The 10,648-nt window shown below is 35.6% G+C and carries 5 protein-coding genes; 4 read left to right on the top strand and 1 reads right to left on the bottom strand.

The window, feature by feature from the left end; all coding sequences use genetic code 11:
* Positions 1-380: 380 nt before the first annotated feature.
* On the bottom strand, positions 381-6,698 hold the full coding sequence (locus SGJ10_14675; protein ID MDZ4759368.1) for a lamin tail domain-containing protein: 6,318 nt from the start codon (positions 6,696-6,698) through the stop codon (positions 381-383).
* Positions 6,699-6,976: 278 nt separating this feature from the next.
* Between SGJ10_14675 and SGJ10_14670 the strand changes: the two genes are divergently transcribed.
* Genes SGJ10_14670 through SGJ10_14655 form a run of 4 tightly spaced genes read left to right on the top strand, consistent with a single transcriptional unit; the run spans position 6,977 to position 10,591 of the window.
* Entirely contained in the window at positions 6,977-7,633 is a 657-nt protein-coding gene (locus SGJ10_14670; protein MDZ4759367.1) for a hypothetical protein, read from the top strand.
* 8 nt (positions 7,634-7,641) lie between these two features.
* Positions 7,642-8,046, top strand: a complete 405-nt coding sequence (locus SGJ10_14665) for a hypothetical protein (GenBank protein ID MDZ4759366.1) — start codon at positions 7,642-7,644, stop codon at positions 8,044-8,046.
* A 57-nt stretch (positions 8,047-8,103) separates the two neighbouring features.
* The gene (locus SGJ10_14660) at positions 8,104-9,657 is read left to right on the top strand and encodes a hypothetical protein (protein MDZ4759365.1); all 1,554 of its coding nucleotides are present in this window, start codon (positions 8,104-8,106) and stop codon (positions 9,655-9,657) included.
* The gene (locus SGJ10_14655; GenBank protein ID MDZ4759364.1) at positions 9,644-10,591 is read left to right on the top strand and encodes a hypothetical protein; all 948 of its coding nucleotides are present in this window, start codon (positions 9,644-9,646) and stop codon (positions 10,589-10,591) included. Before SGJ10_14660 ends, SGJ10_14655 begins: the two co-directional genes overlap by 14 nt.
* The last annotated feature ends 57 nt before the right edge of the window (positions 10,592-10,648 follow it).

Below are 10,648 nucleotides of genomic sequence, written 5' to 3'. Positions count from 1 at the left end.
TGTAAATAAAAAAGGGCAGCATTCTAAGTTTTAAAATTCGTGTTTCAAACCTTTATATTTATTAGAATCGAATTATGAAAGAGGTCTAATATATAATAGCCCAAAATAACGGGACTAATCCCGAATGCTTTCGGGATGTAGTTCGGCATTACCATTCTAAAAACTAAATCCACCACAGGCGGAGAACTATTTGAGTTTAAGAATTGGTATAATATATATTCACAAAAAGTTGCTCTGAATAATGGTATGACTTTAGAGAAAAAATCAATGTATGGTGGTACTTTAGTAAATATATTTAGGGTGCACAGGTAGATTCGAGCTAGATTTGACCACTCTGCCCATGCCATTGCAAGGCAGAGTGGTCAAATCTGCAACGGTTTCTATTCCTTCACCACCCTTACCACCTCATTATTAATCTGCAATAAGTATATACCTTTTGCATAATTAGCAAGTTCAATTTTACACATTCCCTGATTACAATTTCCTTGTACTAAAATTCTTCCTGTCGCATCTAATAATATATATTTATTTGAAATAGGATTTGCAGTTTCTATAATAATATATTCTTTGGCGGGATTTGGATAAACTTTAAATGAATTTGTAGTATATATATTATTAAGGCTAGTATTAATGCATGGCACTTGCGTAGTGCCTGGAGAACCACCCGTGCAGCCAATTACCCATTGTGTAGCCTGTGATGGATCAATAGCATTAATCATCAATTCTAAAGTATAACCTAAACCGTCTGCTGAGTCGTTCCAGGGAATTTTACTGCTCCAATATTGTATAAAACGCAAGCGGCCTTCGGTATCATAAAATCTGAGTTTATCGCTTGTATTCAAACTAAAACTTGAAACTGTTTTATTATATACATTGGCATGCTGCGTAACAAATTTAAAATCGTTTGAAACTAGCAAATGGAAGGAATCTGCCAATAAATTGTTATTTAGTTTAATAGTTTGATTGGCTTCGTTCAACACGCTCCAGCCATTGAGGTCACTAGCATTGAGAGAAGTATTATGAAGTTCGAACCAATCGCCGGCATCTAAATTTGGTGAACTATTATAATTAATTTCAGATACCAAAATAGGAGAAGAACAAGGCATATAATTAGTGGCAGGAGACCCTGTGTAACAACCTTCTTTCCAAGCTGCTTGAGAAGAAAGTCCTTCTAAATTTGTATCAGGCATGGTTAACTCTAAAGTATAACCAGGATTCTGATAAATATTATTATAAAACAATACAAACTGTGGTTTTTTATTGGCATCCCAAATTCGTAGTACGCCCGTTGTATCAATATCTAAATTTGCATATAACAATATAGTATTGGTGAGCGGATGAACGGTTTTAAATTTAACATCGTCTTTTGTCAATACCAAGCGGGCATTGGGTTTTAGGGTAGTGTTTGAAGGGAATATAAAACGATTGCTAAGGTCATTACTTCCAATTGACCAACTAGAAATATCTAAGGTAAGAACAGTATCTTTATTCCATATTTCAATCCATTTTCCGTCATCAAAACTTGCATCAAGGATTGTGTTCAGTTCAGAAATAATCGGATTGATTTTTTTGCAATTTGTATATATATTATTTGGCGAGCCATTCGGACAACCCCTAAACCAGTTTGAGGCACTAATTCCTGTATCAGAAAGAGATTCAAGGGTATAGCCATATCCTTTGGTATATTGATTATTGCTTTGATAGGACGTATTATATATGGTTTTATTATCTATATTGGTAATTGTTAAATTCCCTGCAAGTGGCAATGAATCTAAAGTGCTACTATTTGCTGAAATATGATAAGCATTATAGAATTTAAGTGAATCAGAAGCAAGAACAATTCTATTCCCAGCATCTAAAATTGTATTATTGGCAAAGACAAAACTTTGAGAGGTGTTTGAAATTTTATATCCAAATAGATTCAAAGGTTGAGATCCAAAATTATGAAGCTCTATCCAATTTCCGCTATTGAATAAAGTATCGGCACGCAAGCAAATTTCAGACACAGAAATATCGCTATTACATAAGCTGGTGCTATCACCTGGGCTACCCAATAAACACGAATGTTTCCATGATTTTGGCAGTAATATATCATTTTGCGTAAGCACATTTTTGTCAAGTTCTAAAGTATAACCTTTTCCTGCTGCCAAATTGTCCCAAGGGTTTGCGTTGTTATATTTCAAATATAATTTCAGTATTTTATTTGAATCGCTCAGGCTTATTTCGTCGGAAGTATTTCCTAAGCTAAAATAGTTAGCTAATCGCATATTCGATTTGTTACCAAAGTATTTGATGAACTTCACAGTATCACTTACAAAAACTATTCTTTCATTTGGATTTATTATTGTACTTGTGAATTGTATTTTCGCCGATTTTGTTTGCAAATTCCATCCATTTAAATTTATAGAAGTAGTATTTGGATTATACAATTCTATCCAATCACCAACATTGAGTTCGTTGGCCGATTCGTAATTTATTTCCGATATCAAAACCTTGGCTTTGCAAGGGCTATAAGCCTCGCCAGGACTACCACCTAAGCAGCCTGCAACCCAACTAGAACCCAAATTTAGTGGTGAATTTTTAGATACCAATTCCAAGGTAAAACCAATGCCATTTGCTAATGAAGTATAGGCAGAAGAACTATCATAATTAGTTGCTAAAACAAAATTGCTATTATTATCATACAGTGTAATAGAATCCCAATAATTATCCATTTTAAAATTGCCGAAAGCTATATGGTTCCATGCCGTAAAATTACTGTCGCTATTCGTGACAAGTAGTCTATCTTTATTTTTTATTTTAGCTGTTTGCGGGAAAGTATACACTCCATTCTTGGTATATAATTTCCAATCGCCTATATATAAATCATTCTTGCCATAATTATATAATTCTAAATAATCACCTTTGCTTAAGGATGCTTCCATATTATAATTAATCTCAGAAACGGTCAGTGAATAATTGCATGTAACCCTATCTGTTCCTGGTGATCCCATCACACATCCCGTAGTCCAACTATCGCCAGAGGAGTAATCGAGTACGGTGTCTTCTATTTCTAATGTATATCCCATCCCATTGGGTTTGTAAGGCCACTCTGGCTGATGGCGGCCATATAGCATATTGAATTTGAGATTGCCCACACTATCATATAACCTTAAAATTTCCCCTTCCGATTTTAATCCGAAACCAAAAGAACCTATAAAATTGGAAACATTATTATATTCGTCTTTGAATTTTGTAGTATCGGAAACTAAGACCAAATAACCTTTTGCTGACAAGATAGTTCCATTAGGAATAACATAATCATCGGTATCTTGTTCGTCCTTAAAATGCCATTTTGAAATATTGATTGCAGCACTAGTAGAATTATATAATTCTATCCAATCACCCGCATCGGCATTGTTTGATGATTTATAATTGATTTCAGAAATAACGATAGGCTCATTGCAAGGTGCAAATGCCTTTCCCGGTGAACCACCAAGGCATCCATTGAACCAAGTATCATAAGTATATACAGCCGAATCGTACTTATGCTCCATGGTATGCCCTAGTCCATCAGCCAATTGCGGCCAACCTGTGGTGTCAGAAAAGCCAAAACGCACAACATTTTTTCCTATATTATCGAACAAATATATCGAGTCCCCAAAATTATCGAGTGAGAAACCAATGTTACCAATTTTATCAGATATATTGGGATATACTTTATTGAATTTGTCAGTATCTTCACATAGCACCAAATAGCCATTAGCACCTATGGTTGTTCCTGTCGGGAATTTATAATTATAATAGTCGCCATGGCTATGAAATCTCCAATCAGAAATATCAATTTTAACATTACTATAATTGTGTAACTCAATCCAACTGCCCGCGTCGGGTTTTTTAGGAGAATTATAATTAATTTCACTCACTACCAATTTGAGTGCTTGAGGCGAACCCTTGAAAAAAGCTTTTATTACCGTATCTTTTGTATAGTTTTGTGTAATACTTTGGTTGCTGTCTTTCGTACTTCCAATAGTAAAATAATTAAATGTATATCCAGGATTTGCAATTGCCGTTACCGTAACGGGAACACCATTAAAGTAAACACCTTTCCAAGGATATTTGGTAGGTATGATAGTAGATATTTTTATTCGTCCAGCATTGGCCGGAGATACCACTAGTGTTAAAGTATCTTGATTAATTAAATTGAAATTGCTTTGTATATATTTACGTGCATAGGTTGGTCTTGCATCAATAAAATTATACATATTTTGCAAATTGGCATTCCATGTGGCAAGTGTGGTCTGGGTGGACCAACGCATGTATTCACGAAGCATTTCATTGTCCATCGTGTCAACAAAAAGCTTCATTACTTTCTTGAATTCTGCTGGCAGATATATAGTATTAATCAAATCAGCATAACGATTTACAAAATAGTTTTTGAATTTGGTATTGGTAATCATTGTATCGAACATTACCGAATGTATTTGAGGAGAGGCAGGGTACCGTAAATTATATAATTTATCCTGACTGGGACCCGACCAAAAACTCATTCCCACATCGGTATCCCATAATACATACCGCCATTTGCCATCAGGTTTTTTCGGTCTCCAAAATTTGATATTATTCGTCCAATCTCCTAGCCAATCATTATTAACATAATATGTTTCTGCAATCATATAGTCGCAGTAGTTTTCTATATCAATCATTTTGGTAGCAGAGTCATAATTGGTATTATTGGAGAGATCATTTCCTGCAATAAAATTATATAATTTACTCCATTCATTCCCGTCACCTTCTAGCACCGTATTACTCCATTTTAATATATCTACATTGTTAGGATCTGTTCCATGTATATTGGCTAAATAATCTTGATCTTCGCGTTCACGTATTTGAAACACACCAAAATATTCTCCATTCACGAACGCCACACATGGTGTGCTTGCCATCATATCATTATGTGTAGCGTATGCCATTCGTTGCATTACGTCGTCACGCATATGCCCTGCAAGCCAATCAATCCCCGCATTCCTGATATTGAAATTTTTTACTGTTTTATATTGCCTGATATCCCATAACGGAAAATTAATAATTGAACTATCATATCCTTTTCTAGTTTCAATTCTAAAACTTTTTTGAGCCCAGCCTCGGGAATAATTTCCATGTATTTTCAATCCCGCATCCACCTCAAATAATTGCGTCCCAATTTTACTGGGTTTGAAATATTCTACATGGCAGGGTCTTTCCCAATCGTACCAAAAATTTGCTCCATGATGCGGGAATCCTGCTGCTGCATTACGCCCCATGGCGTAGATACCCGAGTCCCAATCCCATAAATTTGAAGAGTCGGTGGATATAGCGATAACTGGTAGGTTTATATTTTCATTGATGAAATAAGTATTGGTAAAAACTTTGCCTGGCAAGTATTGTCCTGTAGTATCGAAACATCGAGCACGAATTACTTTGCTTTTATCTATTATAATATTGGGTGTATATTTTTTAGAATTTGCATTCGGAGTATTTCCGTTTTCGGTATATCTAATTTCAAAGTTTTTATTAGCAGTTGTTAATTTTAAATATTGTGTAATTTTATAAAACCCAGCTTTCAAACTAAATGCAGGAGGCGTGGCATAACCTTTAAAACATTTTTGTCCATTATTGGTACTGTCAGGCGTAGCCGTAGGAGTGATGCACCAGCTTTGTCCATCAGGGATTCTTGCCACCACCAATCCTGAATCGAGGTAACCAGTATTAGTCGAGTCTATAAAATTTCCGTTATAATCATTTATATATATTCCTTCATTCCTGCCTAATTTAAAATTGGTATGTAAATAAGTTTTGTTGATGCTGGGTATCCATGATAGATTGCGTTTGGCATACCAAGTACCTGTATCAGCTACTGCCAAACTTAAATTAGGTATAGCCGATAAATCGCTAGAATTGGGAACTAAATTATGTACTTGTATAGCCAATACATTCCCTGTTGGCATCAACAAATTTCTAAAAACAGAGTCAGGAATATCAAAAGTTTCGGGAGCATAACCTTGGTATATCAATGCTTCGTGGGTAGCAGTGGCACTGTCATTCCATGCGTTTCCATTCATATTGCTGCGGGCTATTTCTATGCCGTTCAAGTATGCGATAAACCCATCATCATAGTCCATGCTCAATAGCATTCTAACAATTTTCCCAGTATCGGGCACATCGAATTTTTGACGAATGAACAAAGATATATTTGTGGCAATTGTTGTACTATCATCTCCGTCGCCAAATCCTATACCTCCTTTGCCGCTGGTCCAATTCACATCATTAAAACCAGGCTGAATCCATGTGGATGAGATAGCTGATTTGGGAGCTATATATTTCCAATAATTATTAAACCATATCGCTGTTTCCCATCGGTCTATAAATAACCTTCTGTCTTTGCCCGAAGTAAATACCATTAAGCGTTTGCCCGCACCAAGTATATAAGTAGGGAAGGTCCATTTGAATGCTTTGCCATAGCGGTCGCTAAGTTGGTAATTCTTCAAATCGACTGCTGAATTACCACTATTATATAATTCGAGCCAAGTATTAAGTTGTCCATCTTCATCCTGTACATTGCCCACATTTACGCCAGCTACTTCATTAATAACTATCTGTGCCTTGGCATTTGTAACGCAAAATATTCCTATGAAACAACTAATAACTATTATATAAAATTTTCTGCGAAAAGCGTGCATTATCTCTGTGTTAAAAAATAAGCTGTAAAGTTACGGAATATTTTTGAGATTTAATTCGCTAATGGTAAATATGGATTTATTTGATATTGCAACGTGTACCATAGCAATGTAAAAAGAGTTATTTGCCAAATCAGCTAAAAAACACAACACTTATTTTTACTAAAACCAACTGCATGCAATGAGGAGACAATACATCTATTAAATATATTTGTAAAACAAACATTTAAAATATACATTTGCAAACATGAATAAATACTTAGCAAATATCTCTTTTTACATTGCTATGTCTATACTTGGGTTGCACCAAGGAACAAGAACCCGTGCCTGAAAGACCGATACCCGAATATAAATTGCCAGATGAGTTCTTGAGGTATTTCGCATTTAAGCCTGGTAGTTATTGGGTGTATAAGAACAAAAAGAATGGGATGATTGATACTGTTACGGTAATTGATTATAAATTTGGGTATCATACTTTAGTGAGTGCAACAGATGGAAAGGCATTATATAAATATGAGGATTTTGGGAATGTTTTAATTAGTACAGCCTATCAAGCACTGTACTCCATAAATGCACAACCCATAGGGCCTATTATAGATAAAAATACAATGAATGCTTGCTATGATTTAAATTTAAGTTCAAATGGGCCATGGGGTGGAGGGGCTTCTGATAGAGTAATGTTCTTTCCAATGAAGCATGGTGAAAGTTATGATTTGTGGAGGAGCGGTGGAAAAACCATTTTAAAAAATCAAGATACAACTCTATATATAAAAAGTAGTAAATATGACAGCGTAAATTTGTTTTACAGTGACTACAGTTCTATTTTTCACAATTCAAAAGTAAATCTATTTTTTAAGAAAAATATAGGAATTATAAGAAGAACAAATTTGGATAATGGTGATGACTGGGAAATGGTAGATTATAAAACTTACTATTAAAATTATATATGAAACAAAAATTACTAATTTTATTGATGCTATTTATAGGGTTAAAAACCTTTGGACAAACATCAACTGTAAACAAGCAAAAATATTGGGATTACAGAGACAGATTGAAAAAATGGTTTATAAATGTAAGTGCTGACCGAGGTGGTTCGCAGCCCATGCAGACAAGGGGGATGAGCCGTTTCGATGGCAGGGACTATACTACCGGCGGAAACCATTTTCCGCACAAAACAAGTTGGATGAACTGGGGTGATAATGTGACCATGCATATAGGCTATTATATAGCCACTCTTGCTATGGAGTACAAACTACTAAAAAAGAACGGGCAAGACACAAAAGCTACTTTAAAGGAAATATGTTATGCATTAAATGCACTTAACAGATTAGATGATCGCTCTGATGCATAGTTATTTAATATAAGTACCTTGTCAAACAACAGGGACGGTGTATTACTAAGATGTGATATGGATACTGGAATAGTAAAGGATTGGCTAGAAGAAGACAGTAGTTTTATAATAGATAGCAAGAGCTATCGTACCTATAACGAAACCTATGAAAACTGGGCACCGAACGGAAACAACAGAGTGGACGGGACTAAGAGTATACATGATAGTATTACTTATAACCCTGTGAACATAATGAGTGCGGATGAAGCGTCGGGCATAGCCATGGGGGTTGTTTTCTTAATAAAATTCGTAGACAATGTATATGTGAAACCCACACCTCAGGATCAAGGGTTTTATATAAAAGATGAAGGCAAGGCCATACTGAAAAGAATAATAGATATGGTGAGTAGTACCAAGAATGTGGACAGTTGCACTTTGCTTGGAGTTACACTTGCTCGTACACATTTTAATTGGGCATTTGAAAACCCTGCCCCTAATGCACCTGCATCAGACGATATAATAAAGGCGTTTAGTACCCGTGTTCCTACCGGCGGAAGTTTTTGGTGGGGAAATGCAACAGGTTTTTCTAAAGTATGTAATAAGTATCTTGGCACTACTTATGGCGATTCTATTGTAGCCAAAAATTGTGTTACACAAATAGAATTTGCAGCAGCAGGCATTTTACTTTCTACCGCTGCATCGGTCTTATCTCCCTTAGCAGGAGCAGTGGTTTCAAATATATTGTTTTATGGCCAAAATGCTTTAGCGGTAGCTAAATATAATATGTCGACTGTAGCTTGGGATTTTCAAAAAAGTTGGCCTTCGCAATCAAGTAACTTCGGGCTTGTAGCAGCCCAATGGAATGAGATTGTAAAAACAAACCTTTCATTTGCCACGGCCCACAAGATTAGAGAAACACCTATTATAGATACCATAGCTAGCAGAGCAATATATACTTATTGTGTAAATATGGGAGTTTTAGCTGATGATTTTGATAATTCCGCAATTCACTATTATAGTGAAATACTTGGTTGTAAACAAGCAGAATTGATGAATGCCGTGCTTAATGGGCATGCACTTACTTATAGAACGAAAGCATTTTATGATAGTCTTTTAAATGATGCCCCGCAGTATTTTAATCCCGGGACAATAGGTTTAGATTCAGTAGTGCCAAACTCTGGTGGGTTGCATCCTAGATACTTTAATTCTCGGTATTGGCAAGGCCCAATAGCTTGGCATCATCATTATACCGATATAGTTAGTTCGCCCGAAGAAATATGGGGCGAAAATAATGGACTAGATTATATGCTACTATATAATATGTACCATTTATATTTTGACAGCACGGCCAGTTATGCCGAATTGCCCTGTGATTGCTATAAGTATGCTACAGATAGTATAAATAATATAGAGCGTATTATATATGATAATAAGGTATTAAGACGTATACATCCCGATTATAAGCAAAAAGGGATTAAAGACCCACGTTATATCTCAATGAATACAACAATTGCAGATAATGCCTCACTTACCACTTACAGCGATTTATATTTATGTAATAGGGCTGGCAATAGCCCTACGTGGCTGAACTGCATAGGTACAGTACCCTACAGATACCATGAAAAGGGCTGATATGATTATACGCGGCAGCAATACCATGCACCTTAATTTTCAGGACGGTACCAGTTGCACGGTGAACAAAGGCAGTAGGTTAATTATGGAAAGCGAAAGCCAAGTGCTGGTTGAGCCAAACTGTTCTTTGCACTTAGTGCAGGGCAGCACCCTCATAAACCGAGGCGGAATTATAAGAATAAAAGCTGGTGGTTATTTTATAGTAGATTCAAACGCTGTAGCCAATATATGGAGTAGTGGTTCGGTGATATTAGACTCGGGTGCTACTCTTATAGTGAATAATACAGGTATTTTAAACGTGGATAGCAGCGGCAATTTGGTGTATATCAAATCGCCACATATATTTTTGAACGGGCCCAATTCGGAACTGGCCATTAACGCAAACCTTATATTGCGAGGTGATACTGTTAGTTTTCATTATTATAAAGACTATGCACACTATAATACTTATGCGGGTTATTGCACCTTTGGCCCAAATATAAATGTAACAGTGGAGAATGCTACACGGGCAAATATGTATTTTGTGGGCGACAGCAGCAATGATGTGGTACTGAAAGTAAAGGGTTCAATTTCATTGCCCGATTCTGTATATTACCCTACCCATTATATTGATTCGGTAATATTATTAAATGGACAAGTTGAAGGCATAGGAACTAACCCAATATTGACTACAGGCAGCAAATTGTTTGTGCGATATTGCACGGTGAAAGGAGTTACACTTAAAACATTGGGACAATATGCAGATATGTACCACAGCAAATTTGAAAATGCGGGATATAGCAGCATATGTATACCAAATATTTATTGTGATATAAATTATAATACAAAGATGAAAAAAATATATAACAGACTATATAAAGGGAGAAAGTTTTTTAATCTTAAAAGCAATATATATATAGGGCTTGCTGTTAATCTCAAAACAACACAAAATTGATCGAATCTATATTGCAATGTATATTTCATTCTTAGTATGATTAGTTTAATCCATAGC

This window comes from Bacteroidota bacterium (assembly GCA_034439655.1).
Taxonomy (GTDB): domain Bacteria; phylum Bacteroidota; class Bacteroidia; order UKL13-3; family UKL13-3; genus CANJUD01.
Note: the sequence above shows the minus strand (reverse complement) of the source record. Positions and strands in the feature narration are given on the sequence as shown.